Here is a 22,870-nt window from a genome sequence, read left to right as displayed (position 1 = left end):
CCGCATGCCCGGCTGGCTAGAGGACGGCTCGGCGTCGGACGGGTCCGTCGCCGGTCGCTCAGCCCGGAAGGTTCCCTCCATACCAAGGGCCGCGACGGGTGCCTGCGGCACGGAACCCCTTCCCCTCGGATCGCGAAGAAGCACCCATGGTATCGCGATGGCGCACGTGGACCGGAGCGTTCATTGCCGCGTCCAGGAGAGAGCGACTATCGCAGTCACCCGGACAGTTAGGTTAGCCTCTGCTATCTTACCTCCCGTGACGGAGTCCCTCGCGGCCACGGTTGCGCCGGCGGACGTCGTCGCCGGGCTGGCCAACGCAGTGCCTGAAGCCCGAGGCGACGACTACCTGGTATACGAGAACGCCGGCCGCTGGACGCTGGCGACGGGCACCCAGACGCTTGTCGAACTCGACAGCGACGAGCTTCGGGTGGTGCGCGACGGCGTGGTGCACCGCCAGGCGTGGTCCGGGCGGCCCGCAGCGAAACTCGGGGAAGTGGTCGACCAGCTGTTGCTGGAGTCCGACGCGGCGTACGGCTGGATTGCGTTCGAGTTCGGCGCGTATCGCTTTGGGCTGCAACGACATTTGCCGCCGAAGACGCCATTGGCGCGGCTGTTCGTACCGCGCACGCGCGTCGTCGTCACCGCTGACGGCACTGTCCTCGACGGGCCGGACGAGTACGACGCGGTGCTATCGCGGCTGCAGACCGTCGGCCCGCCGCCGATCGGTCCGACGCGCGCGGTCGATCTGCGCCCGGATCCCAGCCGCTACCGCGAACGCGTGGTGGCCGCCGTCGACGAGATCCGCGCCGGCCGCTACCACAAGGTGATCCTTTCGCGCAGTGTCGTCGTGCCGTTTGCTCTCGACTTCCCGGCGACGTACCGGCTGGGCCGTCGCTACAACACCCCGGCGCGGTCATTCCTGTTGCGGCTGGGCGGTATTCGTGCGCTGGGTTACAGCCCCGAATTGGTCACCGCGGTGCGCCCCGACGGCGTCGTGGTCACCGAACCGCTGGCGGGCACCCGGGCGTTCGGCCGCGGCTCCGCGAACGATATCGCCGCCCGCAACGACTTGGAGTACAACACCAAAGAGATTGTGGAGCATGCTATTTCGGTGCGCAGTTCGCTGCGCGAGATCGCCGAGGTCGCCGAGCCGGGAAGCACGGTGGTGAGCGACTTCATGTCCGTGCGCGAACGCGGCAGCGTCCAGCATCTGGGTTCCACGGTGCGCGCGCGGCTGCACCGGTCGTGTGACCGCATGGACGCGCTCGAGGCGCTCTTCCCGGCAGTGACCGCGTCAGGCATTCCGAAGGCCGAAGGCATCGAATCGATCCTGCGCTTGGACGAGTCGCCGCGAGGCCTGTACTCGGGCGCTGTCGTGGCGCTTTCTGCAGACGGCGGACTGGACGCCGCGTTGGTGTTGCGGGCCGCCTACGAACGCGACGGCCGCACCTGGCTGCGGGCGGGTGCCGGGATCATCGCCGAGTCGTCGCCGGAACGCGAGTTCGAGGAAACCTGCGAGAAATTGACCAGTCTCGCGCCGTATCTGGTCGCGCGATCCTAGGCCGAAGCGCCCAATTGCGCTGCGAGCGAACGCTTGTCGACCTTGCCGACCGCTGTCGTCGGCAGCGCTGCCATGGGCACCAGCATGTCCAGGCGCACGTGGGTGGCTACACCTCGCTCGTCCAGGTAGGAGTTGAGGTCGGCCAGTGTCGTCGGGGCTCCATCGAAAACCACTGCGGCACAGATTTTTTCGCCCAGGTGTTCGTCCGGTAACCCTACGGCGGCCACTGCCCAGACAGCCGGGTGCGTCAGCAGATGTGATTCGAGGTCGAGGGCAGAGATTGTTTCGCCAGCGCGCTGGATGACGTCTTTGACCCGGCCGGTCACCTCCACGTAGCCGTTGGCGAAGCGACGCACCCGGTCGCCGGTGCGGTAGAAGCCGTCCGGGCTGAACGCCCGCTCGTTGTCGCGTGGGGCACGGAAGTAGCCGTTGAACGTGTACGGTCCGCGCACCAGCAGTTCACCCTCCTCGCCGGGCCCGACGTCGTTGCCGGCGTCGTCGACCACGCGCAGCTCGTCGTGCGGGGACAACGGGCAGCCTTGTGTGTGGTACACCACGTCGGCCGGATCGTCGAGCCGCGTGTAGCAGACCATGCCCTCGGCCATCCCGAACACCTGCTGCAGTCCCGGTGTCAAGGCAGCCCGGACCGCACGGGCGTCGTCGGCACCCAGCTTGGCCCCCCCAACCTGAAGCAGCCGAAGGCTTTTCGGCCGAGTGGGCTCCCACTCGCATGCCTGTGCCCACAGTTTGGCCAGCGCCGGCACCAGCGCGGTGACGGTAACCCGGTGCCGTTCGATCGTCGCGAACGCCGACTCCGGGCTCGGGTCGGTGCTGAAAACCACTGTCGCGGCGGCGTTTATCGCGCCGAGGATGCCGGGGCACGCCAGCGGGAAGTTGTGTCCTGCCGGCAGTGACACGAGGTAGACGTCATCCCGGGTGAGCCGACACAATGCCGCGCTCGCGGTGGCGTTGTAGAGGTAATCGTCGTGGGTGCGGGGGATGAGCTTCGGTGGGCCGGTGGTGCCGCCCGACACGAGCAGCAACGCCGGCGACTCCGGGTCGACGGTGACGGCCGGAGGCTCGTCGTCGTGAGCGACGAGTTCGGCCCACGGGGTGAAGGCGCCGGCCTCGCCGTCGACGACGACATGGTGTATCGCAGGATGTGCTGCGATCAGCTGCTCGGCCATCGAGCGGTAGTCGAAGCCGTTCACCTCGTCGGCGATCACTGCCGCGACCGCGCCGCTCACCTCGGCGAAGTGGCTGAGTTCGGCGAGTCGGTGGCCGGGTAGGCACATGACTGGAATGGCGCCGGTGCGCAGCAGAGCGAACAGCGCGACAGCGAAGCGGCACGAATTGGGCAGTTGTAGCAGCACGCGCTGCTTCGGGGCGATCCCGAGCGACGCGAACCCGGCGGCTGCGCGGTCTGCCAGTGCGTCGAGTTCGGCATACGTGAAGCGCTCGACGGCATCCACGACAGCGGTCCGGTTTGGCCAACGCGTTGCGGCTACGCGCAGTACCGAGGCAACTGGTCGACCGGTCCAGTAGCCCGCTGCGCGGTAAGCCGCCGCACGCTCGGGCGGGAACGGGACGAAGCCGTCCATGACCTGTGGTCGTGCGCTTTCGGGCGGCTGGGCAGCGGTCACGGATGCTCGAAGTCTCCACGGTAGGCGTGTCCTGTTCGGTGAACGTACGGTAGCCTACGGCAAGTTAGGGCAGCCTCTACTAACTCCTGCTCGGAAGGTCGACCCCCGACTTGACTACGACTGGTGTCACGCCGGAAGTGCTGCGACACGTCGCACCAACCGCCGGCCAGCGGCGAATGTGGTTCGTTTCCTTCGCCGACGGAAGCGGTGCGGCGCTGAACGTCGCCGCGTCCTACCGGCTCACCGGCGATCTCGATGCGACGCGGCTGAAGGACGCAGTCGCGGCGGTGACGGCGCGTCACGAAATTCTGCGCACCACATATCGGGTCGACGATCTAGGCGGCCTGGCCCAGGTGGTCCACCCGATCGGCGCACTGTCGCCGGCGTGGACGCAACACGATCTGACGCACTTGACCGGACAGGGCCAGCAATTGCGGCTAAATGTGTTGGCGCAACGGCAGTGCGGGATGCCGTTTGACCTGACCGTCGATTCGCCGCTGCGCCTCACACTGATCCGGACGGATGAGGCCGAGCACATACTGCTGGTCGTCGCCCACCGCATCGCATGGGACGACGCGTCGTGGCGAGTATTCCTGACCGACTTGAGCGCGGCTTACGCCAACCCGCACGACTACTCGAACGCTTCGGCAGTGCCGTTGGCGCCGCCGCAACCCACAGCCGATTCCGGCGCCGATCTGACCTACTGGCGAGATGTGTTAGCGAACTTGCCTGAGCCCCTTGAACTTCCAGGCCCGAACGGCGCGGCAGTACCGCGCACCCGACGTTCCGGCGTCTGCACGCGACAGCTGTCCGGCGAAATCATGGTTGCGGTCGACCGCCTCGCGGCCAAGACAGGCACCACCCCCGACGCGGTCGCGTGCGCTGCGCTCTGCGCGCTCATAACCCGATACACCCACACTCACGATTTCCTGATGGCCTCGGCTGTCCCGGAGTGCACTCACCAAACGCGTCAGGCGATCGGCTACTTCGCCGGCCCCGTCTTGCTACGAGTAAAAACTCAGTCAGACAGTAGTTTTCGGGACCTTGTGACATATCTCCACGGCACCATGAGCGCGGCATATGCGCATCAGGGCGCCGCGCTGGATCGGGTGACCCGTGAGATCACCGGGAATCCCCGCGGCGCCGACAGCGTGGCGCGGTTGAGCTTCGCCTGGCGTGACCACACGCAGAGCACGCGCAGCGGTGCCTTCGCAGACGGTGTGCGGTGCACGCGCACAGCGTTGCACGGTGAACCGGGACGACTGCCACTCGAGATAACGGTCGAACGCGGACCCGGCGGCGCGCGGGCAACGGCCCGGTACTCGACGGAGGTGCTCGACCGCCCTCTGGTCAGCCAATTTTTGACACATTTGGAGCGGATCCTGAAAAATGCTGTGCGCCAACCTGATACGGCGCTCTGGGCGCTCGATTTCCTGGGCCGCGATGCCGCCTGGCTGTACGAGGTGTCCCGCGGCGCGAAGGCTGACGTGCCCGCTGTCACCCTCGCCGATGCCGTGCAGCGTCAAGTCCGAGCCACCCCGAACGCGGTCGCGCTGACCTACGACGGCCGGCACCTCACCTACCGCGACATCAATGAACAGGCAAACCGGCTGGCGCACTGGCTGATCGCACGTGGGATCGGTGCCGAAGATGTGGTGGCGGTGGTCATGGAGCGCTCGCCTCAACTCGTGGCCAGCGCGTTGGCGATCGCGAAAGCGGGCGCAGCGTACCTGCCGGTCGACCCAGCCTATCCGGCCGACCGGATCGACTTCATCCTCGCCGACGCGGCACCTGAACTCGTGCTGCGCGAACCTCTTCACGAAGTCGCCCGATCGCTCGACAGCTATCCGGCCAGCGATCCGACCGATGCCGACCGGGTGAGCCCGCTGCGGCCGGACAACCTCGCTTACGTGGTCTATACCTCAGGTTCCACCGGGGCACCGAAAGGGGTGGCCGTCACACACGCCTCGGTGGCGCAGTACTTCGCCTGGTTCAGCGGCGTGTGTCACGCCGACGGCGCCGAGACAGTGTTGCAGGTGACCTCGAGCAGCTTCGACTTTTCCATCGAGGAGATCTTTGGAACCTTGAGTCGCGGTGCGCGCCTGGTGATTCCGAGTCGGGACGGGTTGCGCGACGTCGGCTATCTGACCGACTTGCTGAAGCGCGAGCGGATCACGTCGATGCACCTGGTGCCGTCGATGCTGGCATTGTTCCTGTCGCTACCCGGCAGCTCGCAGTGGCGGACGCTGCGGCGTATCCCGATTGGTGGCGAACCGCTGCCGGGAGATCTTGCCGACAAGTTCCACGCCACGTTCGACGCGCCGCTGCACAACTTCTACGGCCCGACCGAGGCCACGATCGCGTCTACGACCTATCACGCGGTGGGCAAGCAGGGCAATCGCGTCGTGCCGATCGGCACGCCGAAGATCAACACCACCGTGCATTTGCTCGATTGCATGCTGCAGCCCGTACCGGTCGGCGCGATCGGCGAAATCTACATAGGCGGAGACTGTTTGGCTCGGGGTTACCTCGGTCGGCCGGTACTGACCGCAGAGCGGTTCGTCGCCGACCCCTACCGGGCGGGCGGCCGGTTGTACCGCACTGGCGACGTGGCCCGACGTAACGCCGACGGCGACCTCGATTTCATCGGGCGCGCAGACGAACAGGTCAAGGTGCGCGGATTGCGCGTCGAACTCGGTCAGGTGGCCTCCGCCGTCTCCGTCGATCCCAGCGTCGGCCAATGCGTCGTCGTCGTCCGCGAGTTGGCCGGCCTCGGCCGCGCACTGGTGGCCTATGTGACGCCGTCGGCCGGCTGCGACGCGGTCGAGGTGGACCGGGTGCGGGCCCGGGTCAGCGCGGTATTGCCGGACTACATGACGCCGTCGGCGTACGTGGTGCTCGACGAAATACCCATCACCACCCACGGCAAGATCGATCGGGCCGCGCTGCCCGAACCTCCGGCGCACAACCGATGACCGGCACGATCGCGATCGTGGGCGCCGGCGCTAAGGCCGTGGCGGTTGCGGCGAAGGCGGCAGTGCTGCGCGAGATGGGCCTACCGGCGCCCGACGTATTCGCGGTCGAACGCCGGGGCGTTGCGGCCAACTGGCAGGCCGCGGGCGGCTGGACAGACGGCAGGCAGCGATTGGGCACCAGCCCCGAAAAGGACGTCGGCTTTCCTTACCGGTCGACGCTCGCACCGGGCCTCAACGCCGAGCTCGACACGCGGATGCTGCGGCACAGTTGGCAGGCGTATCTGGTCAGCACGGGCGAATTCGCGGGTTGGGTCGACCGCGGTCGGCCGTCGCCGCCGCACGCGACATGGGCGAGATACCTGCGCTGGGTCGCCGAGGCAGCAGGCTTGAAAGTCGTTGACGGGGAAGTGGTCGAGGTCTCGGTCGACGGGTCGCAATGGGTAGTGCACACCCGCGATTCGCGCCTTCCCGCGGACGCCATCATGATGACCGGCCCGGGTCAGCCCGCCCGCTCGATCCTGCCGGGCCATCCGAAAGTGTGGTCGATAGCCCAGTTCTGGCAGCGCGTCGCGGGCACGGAACGCATCGGCGCCGCGCGGGTAGCTGTGATCGGCGGCGGCGAGTCCGCCGCATCGATCCTCAACGAGCTGTTCCACCACCGGTTTTCGGCCATCACCGTGATATCGCCCCAGGCAACGCTGTTCACCCGCGGCGAGGGCTTCTTCGAGAACTCTTTGTATTCCGATCCGACCGAGTGGCACAGTCTGTCGCTCGGCGAGCGGCGAGACGCCATAGCCCGCACCGACCGCGGAGTGTTCTCCGCCCGCGTGCAGGAGTCGCTGCTCGCCGACGAGAGGATTCGGCACTTGCGCGGACGCGTCGCACACGCCGTCGAGCGGGACGGGCAGATCCGGCTCACCCTGCACACCGACGGTCCACACGGCAGCGGCACCGTCGGTGACCGGCTGGAGACAGTGCACGGGTTCGATCTCGTGATCGACGGATCCGGCGCTGATCCGCTGTGGTTCATGTCCCTGCTGCGCCAAGACGCCCTGGACCTATTGGAGCTGGGTCTCTGCGGCCCCGTCACCCGCGAGCGGCTGGAGGAATCCATCGGCCACGATTTGGCCGTCACCGGTGTGACGCCGAAGCTGTTCCTGCCCAATCTGTCCGCCCTCAACCAGGGTCCCGGGTTTCCCAACCTGAGCTGTCTGGGGCGGATGTCGGATCGTGTGCTGGGCGCCGACCTCGGTGGGACCGCTCGAGCACCTACCGGCGCGGCGCAGTGTCAGCGCATCTGACGCGACAGGTCACGGCACACGCGCTGTCAGCGCAGCGAGCACGTCGGCGGTGGAGGCCCCGCCGAGCAAATCCGCGACCGGCAGCTCGTAGTCGAACTCGTTCTTGACACGGCGGTGAAACTCCAACGCCTGCAACGAGTCCAGGCCGATCGCCACCATCGGTACCGAGGTGTCGATCGCATCGGGGCCCTCGACACCGATGACGTCGGCAAGCAGTTCCACGAACCGGTGGGGAACGTCCGCTGCGGGCGCCGGCGGCGCGGACTCGACGACCGGCGACGCCAGCTGTGAGAGCAACGGCCCATAGCCGTAGGCGTCGAGCACCGGCCGCGCGGTGTCGAGGTCGAACGCCGCGACGAGCGCGTTGCCGCGCAGCCCGCACATACCCAGCGCCAGCGCGTCGGCGGGCGCCATCGGCAGCACGCCGGTAGCCGCCAGTCTCGCCTTACTCGTCGCGTCGAGGTCGAAATGCACGGTCCACGGGCCCCATTCCACCGACACGCAGTCGGCGCCGTCGGCGCGTAACCGACGTGCCAGCGCATCGAGCATCCGATTGGTTGCTGCGTACACCACCTGGCCCCGGCCGCCGACATTCGCCGCCATCGACGAGCACAACACGATCCGGCAGTCGTCGGTGCGGGGAAATGCTCCGAGGACACGCCAGATGCCGAGCACTTTGGCGCGCATCGACTTGTCCACATTCGCCGCGGTCACGTCAGCCAGTTCCAGGTGCGAATAGTCGAGCGCGGCATGGATTATCAGGTCTGCCGGTGTGTTGCGATACGCGTCGGACAGTTCGGCCACTGCTGTGTGATCGCCGACGTCGCACTTGACCACCTGGATGTCCGACGTGGTCGCGGAACGGATCTGCGCCAGCCGCGCCGCGACCTCGGCGTTGCCGCCCGATCTGCTCACCAGCGTGATCCGGTGTGCGCCCCCGTGTGCGAAGTGGTTGCAGAACTCCAGGCCAAGATTGCCGGTGCCGCCGAGGATCAGCACATGCTCCGGGGTGTAGGGCTGGCTGAATGAGGTGTCGCCCTCGACCAGCCGCTTGGCGTAGAGCCCGCCGCCGCGCAGTGCCAGCTCCGACTCGTCGCGGGTGTGCAGCGCCGTGAGGATGGCGTGGGCACGTTCCGGTTTCGCCGAAAGATCGAGATGGCGGAATCGGACGCGGGGATGTTCGGCGCCGATGCTGCGGAAACCTGCGCTGGCCGCGGCGTGCACCAGATCGGGTGGCGGGTCGTCGTCGACCACGGCCTCGCCCCCGACAGTGACCAGCCAGCATTCGGTGATGCTGTCGGTCAGGCGGGGCCACCACGGCCGGTCGGCGAAGAAGGCCGCGACTTCGGCGGCGGCCGCATCGACGTCGAGCGGCGGGGACGGTGGCAGCAGCACCACCACGGTGTCGAGATCGGCTGCTGCGCCGGCATTTTCGCCGAGCATGCGGGCTGTGGCGCCGGTGTCGGGCGCGGCGGTACAGAGCGCCGCCGCAAGGTCATTGCATGCTCCGGTGTGGTCGACGATTCCGATGGCGCGAGGGGGCGCCAGGGACCGGTGAGAAAGCCGCACCCAGGTCTCGACGAGCAGCCGCGGACGCGCGCCCACCTCATGAGAGTCTCGGGCCGGCTGTGCCGGGCGAGCCGGAGCAGCCTCGTAGGGAAGCCAGAGCCGTGTCTCGTTCATCGGGGAGTTCGGGAAGTCCCGCAGCGGCAGTCGCACGCCGCCGTGGCCCCCGGTGCGCAGGCTCTCCCACCGATAGTCGAGGTCCTGTATTGCCAGTGAGGCCAGAATGCGGCTGAACTCTCCTAGATCGGTGGCCGTGCGTTCGGACGTACCCACCACGACGGCCTTGTCCGCCTCGGGCGACGCCGCGACGTTCTCGCGGATCGCCACCTGCAGCGTGGGGTGTTCGGCCAGTTCGACGAATGTATCGACGCCGCGTGCGAGCGCGGCAGCGATTGCTTTGTCGAACCGAACGGTATTGCGCAGGTTCAAAAACCAGTACTGCTCGACCGGCAGACCGCCACCGATGGGGCCGCCGAGGGTGGCACCGAGGCATTCGATGCCGGTCGGGAGGAACGCCGCGTTTCGCAGCCGGCCCCGGGTGGCCGCGCGGACTTTGTCGCCGATCTCGTGGATCAGCGCCGTGTGCGCTGGATAGTTGACCGGAATGACCCGCGCGAACGTGCCCCGCTCGGCGAAGGCGTCGACGATCGCGGTGACGGTGCCGCGCTCGCCTGAAATAGCGTGCAGGCCAGGGGAGTTGACTACTGACAACTGCGCCCAGCCAGGTTCGCGGGCGAGAGCGTCTTCGCATGTGTCGCGATCCGCGGCCACCACCGCCATCGCGTACCCGGTGGAGACGAACTCGTCTGCGGCACGTGCGCGCGTACCGACGACGAGCACGGCGTCGGCCAACGTAATCGCGCCGGCGACATAGGCGCCCGCAATCTCTCCTTGGCTGTGTCCCACACTGACATCCGGGGTGATGCCGAAGGAGCGCCACATGGCCGCCAGCGCAGCCATCTGGGTGAACAGCGCGGGTTGGACGGCCGAGGCGGAGTCGCCCTCGGAAACCTGGTCTCCGAGTAGGTATTCCAGTGGTGACTCGCCGAACTGTCGGGCGAACTCTGCGGCGCAGCGGTCGGCTTCCGCACGGAACGCGGGCACGGTGTCGTAGAACAGCCGTCCCATTCCGGGCCGCTGCGCACCTTGTCCGGGATAGACGAAGGCGAACCGGCGCGCCGTTGCCGGCCGGTCGGCGCGTAGCACCGTGTGGTGTCTGTGTCCGTCGGCGATCGCCCGCAGGGCGGTGATCATGCCAGCGCGGTCGCGCACCATCGCCAGGGCCCGGTACCGGCGGCCCGTTCGGCTCCGAAAAACCATGCCGGCGACTGCTTCTGGCGAGACGTCGGGGTGGTCACTCACATAGGAGAGCAGTCCCGCGGCATCGGCGTGCACGAGAGCGGGACTGTCGCCTGAGACGAGGACGGGAACCGTGCCGTCGGGAAGCCGGTAGCTATGCACCCGCGCCACCTTGTGCGTCGGCAGGCATCGCGATGATCGCGTGGGCATTGGCACCGCCCGCGCCGAAGGACGAAACCGCGCCGTAGCGCACGCCATCTCTCGGTTCCCAGGGGTGAAGTTTGGCGGCGAGGCGCAGGCCGGTCAGGTCCCAGTCGACCTTTTGGGTCGGGTTGTCCGCGAACAGAGTCGGCGGAATGTAGCCGTGCTGTCCGGCGAGCAGAAGCTTGATCAGTCCGAGGATTCCCGATGCGGCCTGGGCATGTCCGGCGTTGGACTTGACCGAGCCGATCAACGCCTGCGACCCCGCTGCCCCGTACGTCTGGAACATCGCGATCAGCTCCACCGGATCACCGGCGAGCGTTGCGGTGCCGTGTCCTTCGATCATTGCGACGTCGGACGGATCGATGCCGGCCGCGTCGATCGTCTTGCGGATCAGCTGCGCCTGCGCGCCCACCCTGGGCACCAGGATCGGCTTGCCCTTGCCGTTGTGGTTGGTGCGCACAGCGAGGATTCGCCCGTAGACGCGGTGACCGAGTTGCCGCGCGCGCGATTCCCGTTCGACGAGCACCATGCCCGCACCTTCGCCCCACACGGTCCCGCTGGCGTCATCGGAGTACGCGCGGCAGTGCCCGTCGTCGGAAAGCGCATTGAGCCTGGCGAATTCGTAGAAGGCGGCGGGCGATCCCATGACGCAGGTGCCCCCGGCAAGGGCCCATTCGCATTCGCCGGCCCGCACCGCCGAGGCAGCCAGGTGCAGCGCCGTCAGCGACGACGCGCACGCGGTGTCGACCGCAATCGACGGGCCGTGCAAGCCAAGACAGTGTGAAATGCGGCCTGCTGCCCCGAGCTGTCCGAGACTGGCGATCCGGTGTCCGCTGTAGTCGTCAGGGGTGGTGGCGCGCGGACCGTATTCCATTGGCGACAGGCCGACGAAACACCCGCCGTCGGAACCCTCCAGGGCACCCGGGTTTTCGCCCGCATTCTCCAGGGCCTGCCACGCCACCCTGATCGCAACCCGTTGCTGCGGTTGCATGACGGTGGCTTCGCGATGGGTGATGCCGAAGAAGGCCGGATCGAAAGTGGTTGCGCGGTCCAGGAATCCGCCCGCGTCGCACACTGCGCCCCAACCTTCCCGTCGCGACAGCGACAACAGGTCGTCGATCGGCCAGCCGCGGTCGCGCGGGAAGGGTCCGATCAGTTCTTTCCCCTCGCTGAGCGCGGTCCACAATGCGGCCGGGGTGTCGATTCCGCCGGGTGCCTCGACGGCCATTCCCGAGATGACGATCGGATCGTCGTCGCCGGTCGACTTGGTCATGCCGTCTGTCCGCACGGTACACCCGTCGCCAGCAGCTCTGCGACTGCGTCGAGGTGGTGGTTCCAGTAGAAGTGGCCGCCGTCGAACATGGTGACCGCCAGGTTGTCGGTGTGCTTCGCCCATCCGTGGAGATCGCGCAGCGTCACGATCGGGTCCTGGTCACCGCCGAGTGCGTGGACAGGCGCGGCGACCTTGACGTCGTCGGCGCAGGAATACGCGTCGAACGCCTGGTAGTCGGCTTTGATCACGGGCAGCGCCAGCCGCATCACGTCGCGGTTGGCGAACACTCCTGCATCGGTGCCCTCCAGCGCGCCGAGATGGTTGAGGATCGCCTCGTCCTCGGTCGGGTGAGGCGGTTTTGCGGCGGCGTAGCACGGAGCGACTGCGGCGGACGCGACGAGCTGGCGCACCTCGATGCCGCGTGCCTCCGCGATCCGGACGAACTCGAACGCGACCAACGCACCCATGCTGTGGCCAAACGTAAGGAGCGGGACGTTGCGGTTGTGCGGCGACGTCTGGAACTCGTCGAAAGCGCCCGCAGCGAGCTCGGGCAGCGACACCAGCGGCGGCTCGGCTGCTCTGTCCTGCCGCCCCGGGTACTGGAAAACGAGGACGTCGAACGTCGCGCTGAGTGCTTTCGAGAACGTGCGGTAGGCCGATGCCCCGGCGCCGGCGTGTGGAAAGACAAGCAGCGGGGGCCATTCGGGTGTTGGGGGTCGGTGGAATTGGCGAATCCAACCCAATGCGCGCATGCAGCACCGCCTCTCTCGATCGCCGTGTCGAATTCAGCGCGAAGGGCCTAAACTTAGCGAAGGCTAACATAACCCGGACGCGATAGCGGGAGTCTCCGTCAGCCCCGACCGCGGTCACGAACCATGAGCACGGCCCGCTTGTTCGGCAGCTCCAGCACGCCTGAGCGGTGAAAGCCTGCGCGCTCGAACGCCCGCACTGACCGCTCGTTGTCGACGTCAGGCTCCGCAACTACGCGGGTGGCGTGCGGGTCGGCCTGCAGCTGCCAGCCGGAGACCGCGCGCAGCAGAGCCGCCGCCAGTCCGCGGCCCCGCCACTGCGCCGGACCCACCAGCAAGTGCACTCCGGCGTCGTGCGCACGGGCGGCATAGTGCTGGGCCAGCGTGTCCAGATCGGCGCGGTAAAGCTCCCAGTAGCTCATCGGAACGCCACCGAGCACACCGACATACGGGGTGGAATGTCTGCTGCGGCACTGGCGGCGCAGATAATCGGCGATCCGGTCGCGCGGCCACGCCATCTTCCAGAACCGGGCGACGTCCGGGTCGTTCATCCACCCGTGGACGAGGTCGAGGTCGCACTGTGGATCAAGTGGGTGCAACGCGAACACTTTGGGGAACGCTTCGTGCTCGAGAACGGTGCGCCACTTCGACACGTCCGCTGCACCCACCGATGCGCTTGCCTGCGGCCCGTTCGTCATCAGGTCTCCCTCGCCTTGGCTAGTTAGCCTAGCCTATGCTAAGAACCTAGGTGGTGACGGATCACGCACACAATCTCAGGAGACAGCGACGGGCCATGGCAGAGGACGCCCAGAGTGTGCACGACCGCCGCCGCGAGCTACTACGCCGGCGCATCGCCGAAAGTGGCCTAGCCGCTCCGAGATCGACTGAGCAGCAACACGTCCGGGTGGGCCAGCCCTACCGGCTTTCCGCCGGCCAGCGGCGGATGTGGTTTCTGCAGAGCATGGACCCGTCCGACGCCACGCTGAACATCGGGGTCGCGTTCCGGCTGACGGGCGCCCTCGACGAAGTCCGGCTGCGCCGCGCTTTCGACGAGGTGCTGTCCCGCCACACCGTTTTGCGCAGCACCTACGGTGTCGACGCCGACGGCGAGCCGTACCAAGTGGTGCGCAGTGACGTCGAAATACCATGGCAGACAGTCGATTTGGTCGGCGATGCCGACGATGCCGAGCCGGCGCCGCTCGAAGTCCTGGCCCACCAGGAGTGCGGCAGACCATTCGACCTGAGCAACGAGCTGCCCCTGCGGGTGACGCTGCTGCGCACCGGCGCTGACCAGTTCGTCCTGTTGTTCGTGGTGCATCACATCTGCTGGGACGACGAATGCTGGGCGGTCTTCTTCGGTGATCTGAGCGCCGCCTACAACGGCAGCCACGCGGGCGGCCATGGCCCGCAGTACATTGCGGCCGCTGTGCTGGCACCGCCCGCACCGCCCACCGAGGCCGACGTCGACTACTGGCGTAGCACGCTGCAGCCGCTGCCGGAACCGTTGATTCTTCCGGGCGGTGCCGCAACACCTTTCACCAAGCGCGCCGAACGCCGAAGCCGGCCGCTGCCCGCCGGCCTGTACCGCCGCGTGGAAACCTTCGGCCGTGACCGGCACGCCTCGCCGTTCATGGTGCTGCTCGCAGGTTTCGCGGCGTTGGTCCGCCGCTACACCGGCGCGCTCGAGTTCCTGGTGTCGGTTCCGGTCACCGAGCGGCCGGCGGCTGCTGAGCGCGCCCTGGGATATTTCGGCAACACGGTGCTGCTGCGGATCTCGATGCGCCCGGATGACACCTTCGGTTCGGTGGTCGAGGCCGTCCGCGAAACCTGTCTCGGTGCGTTCGCCCACCAGTCTGTCGGCATCGACCGCGTAATACGAGAAGTGAACCCGGCCAGGACAACGGGCCGCGACGGCATGGAGCAGCTCGTCCGGCTCGGATTCAGCACGCGCACAAGTGCTTACGACATGCACCTCGACGGTGTCGCGGTCCAGCACCTGGAGCTGGGCGCAGCAACCGCGCAGCTGCCGCTGGAGTTGGCGGTTGTGTCAAGCGCCAATGGTGTTGCGGTCGAGTTCGACTACCAGGTCGACGCCGTGGACGGCACAGTCGTGGAGCAGATGCTGTCGCACTACGCCCAGCTGCTCCACAACGCACTCGACGAACCGCGACGTCGCCTCGGCGGCGTGGCGATGTTGAGTGCCGACGAGTCGGCCCGCGTGCTCGAGCAGTCGCACGGGGAGCTGGTGCCCACCCCCGCCACCACGATGGTCGCTCTGCTGGAAGCGGCCGCGGCGGCGAGGCCTGATGCGCTAGCCGTGGTGTCGGAGCACGAGGAGCTGACCTATCGGCAGCTACACGAGCGCGCGAATCGGCTGGCGCGCTGGCTGATTCGCGGTGGAATCGGCGCCGAGGACATCGTCGGCTTGCGCATGACCACGTCGGTGGAGTTCGTCGTCGCAGTGCTCGCCGTCGTGAAGGCCGGCGCGGCGTATCTGCCGATCGATCCGGCCTACCCGCCCGACCGCGTCGCCTACCTACTCGCCGACGCGCAGCCGAGGCTTGTGCTGGGACCGCCGGAGTACCGGGACGCCGAGGCAGCCGCCACGCTTCTGCCCGATGATGCGGTGACCGACACCGAGCGTGTTCGCCCGTTGCTGCCGCAGCACCTGGCGTACGTCATCTACACATCCGGATCCACCGGCCTGCCCAAGGGTGTCGCAGTCGCACACGACGCGATCGCCGAACACGTGGACAGCTTCATCGCGGAGTGGAGCATGACCGCCGACGATCGGTTGCTGCAGTCGTCGTCGGTGAGTTTCGACGCGTCGCTGCTGGACATCTTCGTCACGTTGTCGCTTGGCGCTGCGCTGATCGTGCCGAAGCCCGACGCGTTCGGCGACGTCGGTTATGTCGCCGATCTGATCAGGCGCCGCGGCGTCACAGTGCTGCACATGGTGCCGTCGATGCTCGCCACGCTGCTGGAGATGCCGCAGGCCGACGAATGGCGACAGCTGCGACTGATCCCGGTGGGGGGAGAGGCCTTACCGGGTGAAGTCGCGGACAAGTTCCCAGACTTCTTCGACGCCCAGTTGCGTAACCACTACGGCCCCACCGAAGCCGTGGTCTGCTCGACGCACATGCCGGTGACGGCGTCGTACGGAACACGTGTGGTGCCCATCGGTGTACCCAACCGCAACGTCTACGCCTACGTGCTGGACGAGGACTTGGCGTTGGTGCCGGCGGGGGTGGTCGGCGAACTGTATCTGGGCGGCCACCAGCTCGCCCGCGGCTATCTCGGGCGGCCGGGGTTGACCGCACAGCGATTCGTCGCCGACCCGTTCAGCTCGGGCATGCGGTTATACCGATCCGGAGACCTGGTGCGACGCAACCTGTCTGGTGAACTCGAGTTCGTCGGCCGCGCCGACGAGCAGGTCAAGATCCGCGGGTTTCGCGTCGAGCTGGGGGAGGCCGAATCTGCGATCGCGGCCCATCCGGCGGTCAGACGCTGCGTCGTCGTCGCCCAGGACACCGAGATCGGACCGACGCTGGTCGCCTACGTCGTGCCCGTCGACGGCATTGCTCCCGATTTGGAAGAGCTTCGTGCCCACGCGGCCGAGTCGCTGCCGGACTACATGGTGCCCAGCGCTTTCGCAGTCATCCCGGAGGTACCGCTGACCGTGAGCGGCAAGGTGGACAAGCGGGCGCTGCCGACACCCACTCCCGTCGCGCGCGGCCGTTATCGCGAGCCGGCGACGGCGGCCGAGCGCCGATTGTGCGCGATCTTCGCCAAGCTGTTCGGCTGCGAGCGTGTCGGCGCCGACGACTCGTTCTTCGAACTCGGAGGGCATTCCCTGCTGGCCGCGCGGCTGGTCGCCCAGATCCGTGCCGAGTTCGAAGCGGAGTTGACGGTGCGCGCCGTGTTCGACACTCCGACACCCGCGGGGCTGGCGGCCGTGCTCGCCGGGCAGTCGAGCAGCTGCGAGCAGAAGACAGCACGGCCCACTATGGCGAAACGTGTTCGCCCGCAGCGACTTCCGTTGTCCCACTCCCAGCTGGCGATGTGGTTCCAGTACCGCATGGAGGGCCCCAGCGACGCGTTCAACATGGCGTTGACGCTTCGCTTCGACGGGCCGCTGGACACCGCCGCTCTGGCCGGCGCACTCAATGATGTGGTGGCGCGACATGAGGCGTTGCGCACGAACATCAACGAGCACGACGGTGTTCCCTACCAAATCGTGCATCCGGCACGTGAGGTGGATCTGGCGGTCCGGCACGTCGGCGCGGCGACAGTCGACCAAGCGATCGCACAGCTTCGTCGCCAGGTTCTCAGGCCCGAGTCCGGCCCGCTGATCCTGCCGACACTGTTGACGGTCGCGCCCGAAGACCATGTGCTGTACCTGCTCGTACACCACATCGTCGCCGACCACGTCTCACTCGGCATCGTCTTCGACGACCTCGTCGTCGCGTACCGCGCGCGCCGGAATGCCACGGCACCGCAGTGGAAACCACTTGCCATCCAGTACGCCGACTACTGCCTGTGGCAGCGCGATCAGTTCGATGGCCCGAGCGCGTGGGGACAGGCGCAGCTGGCGCACTGGCGTCAACAGCTGGCCGGGTTGCCCGAGGAAATCTCGGTGGCGCCTGACCGTTCCCGCCCGCGAATGCTGGGCACACGAGGCGAGGTGGTCCACTTCGCGCTGCCGGCGAGCCGCCGGGCGGCACTCACGGGGCTCGCCGAACGCGAAGGCGCCACGGAATTCATGGTCCACCAGGCGGCTCTGGCGGTGCTGCTGCACAAACTCGGCGGCGGACCGGACATCCCGGTCGGCACCCCGGTGGCCGCCCGGGTCGACCCAGAGACGGCGAACCTGGTCGGCCTCTTCGCGAACATGGTGGTGCTGCGCAACGACGTGTCCGGCGATCCGACCCTTCGCGCACTCGTCGGCCGCAGCCGCGAGGCTGTACTCGATGCGTTCGGCCACCAGGAAGTGCCCATCGAACGCGTGGTGGAGGCACTCAACCCGGCCCGGTCACGATCGCGAAACCCCTTGTTCCAGACCATGATCAACTATCGCGGAGACGACTGGGCGCTGCAGCCGCGCGACTTGACCGGCACCGGCGAAACCACCGTCGTCTCGCTTCCGATGCAGCTGGACGTCTCGTATCTGGACCTCAACGTGGGACTGAACGCGACAGCGGACGGCGGGCTGGACGTGTGGGTGGTCGGCAATGCCGATCTCTACGAACCGCACACCGTTGCACTGATCGGCGACGCCTTCCGCACCGTCCTCGACGCCTTCGCGATACGACCCGATCTGCCGGTATCCGCCGTGGAGGTACTGCCCGCGGCGGAGATGGAAAGGCTGCTGGCGCCGCCGGCACCGCCGGTCAGCGGCCCGCTGCAACCGCCGGCGCGGGGGTCGGCCGCAACGGAGCGAACGTTGACCCGGTTGCTGGAAGAGCTGCTCGACATCACCGACGTCGACCCCGACGACAATTTCTTCGCGCTCGGCGGCGACAGCGTCATCTGCGTCCAATGGGCGGCCCGGGCCAGCGCCGAGGGACTGAGCATGACTCCGGCCATGGTGTTCGAGCACATGACGGTAGCCGAGTTGGCCGCAGCAGTGGACGCCGCCAGCGACATACCGGTAGCACCGGCAGCGACCAAAGAAGCAGCGCCACAACGTGATTACGTTCCGATGAGCGCATCGGGGTTGAGCGCCGATGCACTGGCGGAGCTCACCGACGCGTGGCAGCGGCAATCGTGACCGTGGCGTCGCCGCAGATCGAGGACGTGCTGGCGCTCAGTCCTCTGCAGCAAGGGCTGTTTGCGCTGTACCGCCTGGCGCAGGACAGTCTCGACCTCTACACGATGCAGTTCGAGATCGACATCGACGGGCCGCTTGACGTTGACCTGCTTCGGCGAAGCGCCCAGGCCATGCTGGCGCGTCACCCGAATCTGCGTGCCGCGTTCTGGGACCGCGATGTGCCGAAACCGGTGCAGATCATCCCCAGCCGGGCGCAGCTACCATGGACCGAACGTAGCGCTCTGCCAACAGAATTCGACGCAATCGCCCGCTCCGAGCGGCGGCGCCCATTCGACCTGAGCCGCGGTCCGGCGCTGCGAGCCGTCCTGCTCAGCGCCCCGGGCGGCGCGCAGCGCCGGTTGATCTTCACCGCCCACCACATCCTCATGGACGGCTGGGCGCTGGCGGTGTTCTTCACCGAGCTGCTCGCGGTCTATCGAGCGGGCGGATCCGCAGACGGGCTACCGGAGCCGCGGCCCTACCGTGACTACATCGTCTGGCTCACCGAGCAGGACACGTCGGCGGCGATCCGCAAGTGGATCGACTATCTGAGCGGAGTGTCCGCACCACTGATGCTCGCCGACGGTGCGGTTCCCGCCGCAGGCCGCGTGCCGCAGAAGACCGAGTTTGTGCTGCCGCCCGACGACACGGCACTGCTGCGCGAGTGGGCAACGCGTCATGGGCTCACGCTCAACACCGCGGTACTTTTCGCGTGGGCTGTGGTGCTCGGCCGGCTTGCCGACCGCCGCGACGTCGTTTTCGGCACCGTGGTGTCCGGCCGTCCCGAGCAGCTGCCCGGGGTGGAATCGATGGTCGGGCTTTTCATCAACGCCGTGCCCGTCGTCCACCACGTCGACCGCAGCGGGTCGGTGGTGCAACAGTGTGCACGATTGCAACGCGAGCTGTCGGCGATGCGGGACATCGGCTACCTGAGCCTCGCCGAGATCCAGCGTGAGTTCGGCCAGGGCGCGTTGTTCGACACGCTGTTCGTCTTCGAGAACGCGCCGATCTCCGACGCGGTCCGCCCGGCGACCACACCAGACGGCGTGCGATTCCGACCGGTCCAGATGGAGAGCCTCACGCACTACCCGTTGACGGTGGTATCGCATATGAGCGGTGACGCACTGCTGGTGCTCGTCGAAGCGATTCCGGAGGCGCTGCCGCACCTTTCGGCGGCCGACATCGGTGCGCGGCTGCTCGGCGTGCTGCGCCAGCTTCCCGGCTCCGGCGACGGCAGCCCCGACGCGTTGGATGTTCTCACTGCGGCCGAGAAGGCCGAACTACGGCCACCGGCAACGCATCCCGCTCGCGACCGCACAGTGTGGGAGATGTTCGAGCGGCAAGTCCGCAACACTCCCGGCGCCCTGGCGCTGACGACGACCAGCGGTGAGCGCTACACCTATGCCCAGCTGTTCGATAGCGCGTGCCGGCTCGCCGCGGAGTTGGCCGAGCTCGGCGTCGGCTCGGAAAGCGTGGTGGCGGTGGCCCTTCCGCGCTCCGCGCGATCGATCGTCACGATTTTTGCGGTACTCGCCGCCGGCGCGGCGTATGTGCCGGTGGACGTGACCCTGCCGGCTCCCCGGGTCGAGACGATTCTGCGCCAGTCCGCCGCGGTGCTGGCAGTGACGGAGTCGCAGTGCGCGGACCTGACGGGAGGCCTCGTACCGACATTGGTGCTGGATGACACCGATGTGGCCGAACGTATTTCGGGGCGCGCTGCCGCAGCGCCCGAAGTTCGTCGTCATCCCGGGCAGTGCGCGTACGTGATCTTCACGTCGGGCTCAACCGGTGAACCCAAAGGTGTGGCCGGTACTCACGCCGCGCTGCTGAGCTACTTCGCCGATCACCGCGACCGCGTCTACCGGCCCGCGCGCGCCCGCCTGGGCCGAACGCTGCGCATAGCGCACGCATGGTCGCTGAGCTTCGACGCGTCCTGGCAGCCGATGGTGGGCCTGCTCGACGGACATGAACTTGTCCTCTTCGACGCCGACGAGATGCGCGACGCCCACCGGCTGGTCGCGAAAATCAGCACCCACGCAGTCGACATGATCGACACCACCCCGTCGATGTATGCGCAGCTCAGCGCCGCTGGCCTGACACGGCGGACGCTCGCGGTGCTGGCGTTGGGCGGCGAAGCGATCGACACGGCCATGTGGGAGCGGTTGTGCGCCCTGCCCGATACCGCGGTCTACAACTGCTACGGGCCTACCGAGGTGACCGTCGAAGCGGTGGTCGCGGCGGTCAAGCAGTACCCGGCACCGACCATCGGCACGCCCAACGCCTCAACGGCGGCGTACGTGCTGGACTCGATGCTGCGAGCAGTGCCCCATGGCGCCGTCGGCGAACTGTATCTGTCCGGCGCCCAGGTGACCCGCGGCTACGTCGGCAACGCGGCGGCAACCGCCGCACACTTCGTCGCCGACCCGCTGCGCCCGGGCCACCGCATGTATCGCACGGGGGATCTGGTTCGTCGGCTGCCGCACGGCGGATACGCCTACGTCGGGCGCCGGGATACGCAGGTCAAGATCCGCGGCTACCGGGTGGAGCTCGACGAGGTCGTGACCGCGCTGCGCAGCCAGCCGGGAGTCGACGATGCTGCGGTTGCCGTGGTGCGCCGGGCAGGCGGTGCAGGTCTGGTCGCTTTCGTTGTCTGGCAAGGCAATACAGCAGCGGAGCCGGCACGGGTGCGCACCGCGCTCGCGCAGCGGCTGCCCTCCTACATGGTGCCCGGCCGGATCGTGACGGTGCCCCGCCTGCCGGTGAACGCCAACGGCAAACTCGACGGCCACGAGCTGGACCGGCTGGCGCACGAGGCGTTGTCGCGGCATGAGGATGTGAACGCAGCGTCGGCGAGCACCGAGACGGAGCGGTCATTGGCTCAGGTGTTCGCCGAACTGTTCAACGGCGTGGTCCCACACATCGACGACGACTTCTTCACGCTCGGCGTCGACAGCATCGTGGCGATCTCACTGGTGAACCAGGCCCGCCGGCACGGCCACGCTGTCACGCCGCGAATGGTATTGACGCATCCCACGATTCGCCAGCTGGCTGCCGCAATCGACGACGGAGCCGGCGCCGCCACCGCCGACCCACACGCCGAATACGGGGAAGTGCCGCCGCTGCCGATGGTGTCGTGGCTCTTCGAGTACGGCAATTACCGCCGCTTCACCCACGCTGTGTTGATCCGACTGCCGAACGACATCGACCGTCCCACGATCGAGTCGATACTGCAGACGCTCATCGACGGACACGACACCCTGCGGTCGATTCTCGTCGACACCGAAAAAGGGCCGCGCCTGGTGACGCGCGAACCCGGCGTCGTTCGCGCCGCCGGTTTGCTGACCGAGGTGCAGCTGACCGGCGCCGACAACGGGCAATGGTCTTCGGCGATCGGGCAATGCGCCCGCAATGTCATGGACGAGATCGACCCGCGGACCGGAGAAATGGTGCGCGCGCTGTGGTGCAAAGGCGCGGGCACCGAGCCGATGTTACTGCTGACCGCACACCACCTCACGGTCGACGTCGTCTCCTGGCACATCATCTTGAGCGATCTGAGCCAGGCGTGGCGCGCCGTGGTGTCCGGTGAGACGCCGAAGATGCTGCCAGAGTTCACTTCGTATCGCAGGTGGTCGCAGCTCATGTGGCAGCGAGCCACCGACCCCGACGTGGCCGCTCAGCGCGATTTCTGGGCGGCACAGGTCCACGGCCCCGATCCGGCGCTCGGCGCGCGCCACCCCGACCCCACCCGCGACACCTGGTCCACGCTGCGCGTGACCCCGGTGGTCACGTCGGCAGTTCTGACCGAACGCATCCTGGCGGCCAAAGCCGACGGCATGCGCGAATTCCTGTTGACGGCAACGGCAATGACGGTTGCGGGTTGGCGGCGCCAACGCGGCCAGGACCCGGCGGCGGGCGCACTCGTCGCGCTGGAAAGCCACGGCCGCGCCGACGCTGTCGTGGACGCCGACACCACCAACACCGTCGGTTGGTTCACGACCGTGTTTCCTGTGCGGCTGGGCGCCGGTGCTGCAGCGGCGGATGCGCTGGAGGCGCAAGCGAATCCGCACACCGCCCGTCGGCTGCTCGCCACGGTGACCGGCCAGCTCGACGCCCTCCCGAACGACGGGCTCGACTACGGGCTGCTTCGCTATGTCGACTGCATCCCCGACCTGCAAGGCGCAGCGGAACCGCAGATCCAATTCAGCTACTTGGGACGGCTCGACTTCGCCGGGTCCTCAGATCAGCCCTGGTCGCTGGTCACCGGGCCGTACGTCGACGCTCTGCCGATCGACCCGGAGCCCGATTTGCCGCTGCGCTTCGCGCTGCACCTCAGCGCATTCATCGGTGCGACTGCCCAAGGCCCGCAACTGATCACGAACTGGCGCTACAGCGATGCACTGTTCACACGCTACGACGTCGACCGCCTCACCGAGTTGTGGCAATGCAGCGTCGCCGCCCTGGCCGCCGGCGTCGCGCAATAGGAAGGAGCG

At 67.7% G+C, this 22,870-nt stretch carries 10 protein-coding genes; 5 read left to right on the top strand and 5 right to left on the bottom strand.

The genetic code is table 11. From position 1 onward, the window contains the following. The first annotated feature begins 157 nt into the window (after positions 1 to 157). Entirely contained in the window at positions 158 to 1,561 is a 1,404-nt protein-coding gene (locus tag AC5Y4N_RS18450; RefSeq protein ID WP_499908480.1) for a salicylate synthase, read from the top strand. Here the strand turns inward: AC5Y4N_RS18450 and AC5Y4N_RS18445 are convergent. After that, positions 1,558 to 3,162, bottom strand: coding sequence for a (2,3-dihydroxybenzoyl)adenylate synthase (locus AC5Y4N_RS18445; RefSeq protein WP_499908705.1), 1,605 nt, complete (start codon positions 3,160 to 3,162; stop codon positions 1,558 to 1,560). The two genes, AC5Y4N_RS18450 and AC5Y4N_RS18445, sit on opposite strands and share 4 nt — an antisense overlap. Before the next feature lie 152 nt (positions 3,163 to 3,314). Here AC5Y4N_RS18445 and AC5Y4N_RS18440 point away from each other — a divergent pair, with 152 nt between their 5' ends. Further along, complete coding sequence (locus tag AC5Y4N_RS18440) at positions 3,315 to 6,179, top strand: non-ribosomal peptide synthetase (protein WP_499908478.1); 2,865 nt, start codon at positions 3,315 to 3,317, stop codon at positions 6,177 to 6,179. Further along, positions 6,176 to 7,480 (top strand): NADPH-dependent L-lysine N(6)-monooxygenase MbtG, encoded by a 1,305-nt coding sequence (gene mbtG / locus AC5Y4N_RS18435; protein ID WP_499908476.1) that lies wholly within the window; start codon positions 6,176 to 6,178, stop codon positions 7,478 to 7,480. The genes AC5Y4N_RS18440 and mbtG overlap by 4 nt, the downstream gene beginning before the upstream one ends. A gap of 9 nt (positions 7,481 to 7,489) precedes the next feature. Here mbtG and nbtC read toward each other — a convergent pair whose 3' ends face one another. The 4 genes from nbtC to AC5Y4N_RS18415 form a co-directional block, all read right to left on the bottom strand. Beyond that, a complete protein-coding gene (nbtC, locus tag AC5Y4N_RS18430; RefSeq protein WP_499908474.1) occupies positions 7,490 to 10,555 on the bottom strand; it encodes a nocobactin polyketide synthase NbtC in 3,066 nt (1,021 codons plus the stop codon). Then, positions 10,500 to 11,822, bottom strand: coding sequence for a beta-ketoacyl [acyl carrier protein] synthase domain-containing protein (locus tag AC5Y4N_RS18425; protein ID WP_499908472.1), 1,323 nt, complete (start codon positions 11,820 to 11,822; stop codon positions 10,500 to 10,502). Before AC5Y4N_RS18425 ends, nbtC begins: the two co-directional genes overlap by 56 nt. Next, positions 11,819 to 12,574 (bottom strand): thioesterase II family protein, encoded by a 756-nt coding sequence (locus tag AC5Y4N_RS18420; protein ID WP_499908470.1) that lies wholly within the window; start codon positions 12,572 to 12,574, stop codon positions 11,819 to 11,821. Before AC5Y4N_RS18420 ends, AC5Y4N_RS18425 begins: the two co-directional genes overlap by 4 nt. 98 nt (positions 12,575 to 12,672) lie before the next feature. Further along, positions 12,673 to 13,269, bottom strand: coding sequence for a GNAT family N-acetyltransferase (locus AC5Y4N_RS18415; protein ID WP_499908468.1), 597 nt, complete (start codon positions 13,267 to 13,269; stop codon positions 12,673 to 12,675). A 95-nt stretch (positions 13,270 to 13,364) separates the two neighbouring features. Here AC5Y4N_RS18415 and AC5Y4N_RS18410 point away from each other — a divergent pair, with 95 nt between their 5' ends. Continuing rightward, a complete protein-coding gene (locus tag AC5Y4N_RS18410; protein ID WP_499908466.1) occupies positions 13,365 to 18,341 on the top strand; it encodes an amino acid adenylation domain-containing protein in 4,977 nt (1,658 codons plus the stop codon). Further along, positions 18,338 to 22,861 (top strand): amino acid adenylation domain-containing protein, encoded by a 4,524-nt coding sequence (locus tag AC5Y4N_RS18405; RefSeq protein WP_499908703.1) that lies wholly within the window; start codon positions 18,338 to 18,340, stop codon positions 22,859 to 22,861. The genes AC5Y4N_RS18410 and AC5Y4N_RS18405 overlap by 4 nt, the downstream gene beginning before the upstream one ends. The last annotated feature ends 9 nt before the right edge of the window (positions 22,862 to 22,870 follow it).

It is taken from the genome of Mycobacterium sp. NGS19, from assembly GCF_059813155.1.
The sequence above is the reverse complement of the archived record's forward strand: the minus strand, read 5'-3'. Positions and strand labels throughout refer to the sequence as shown.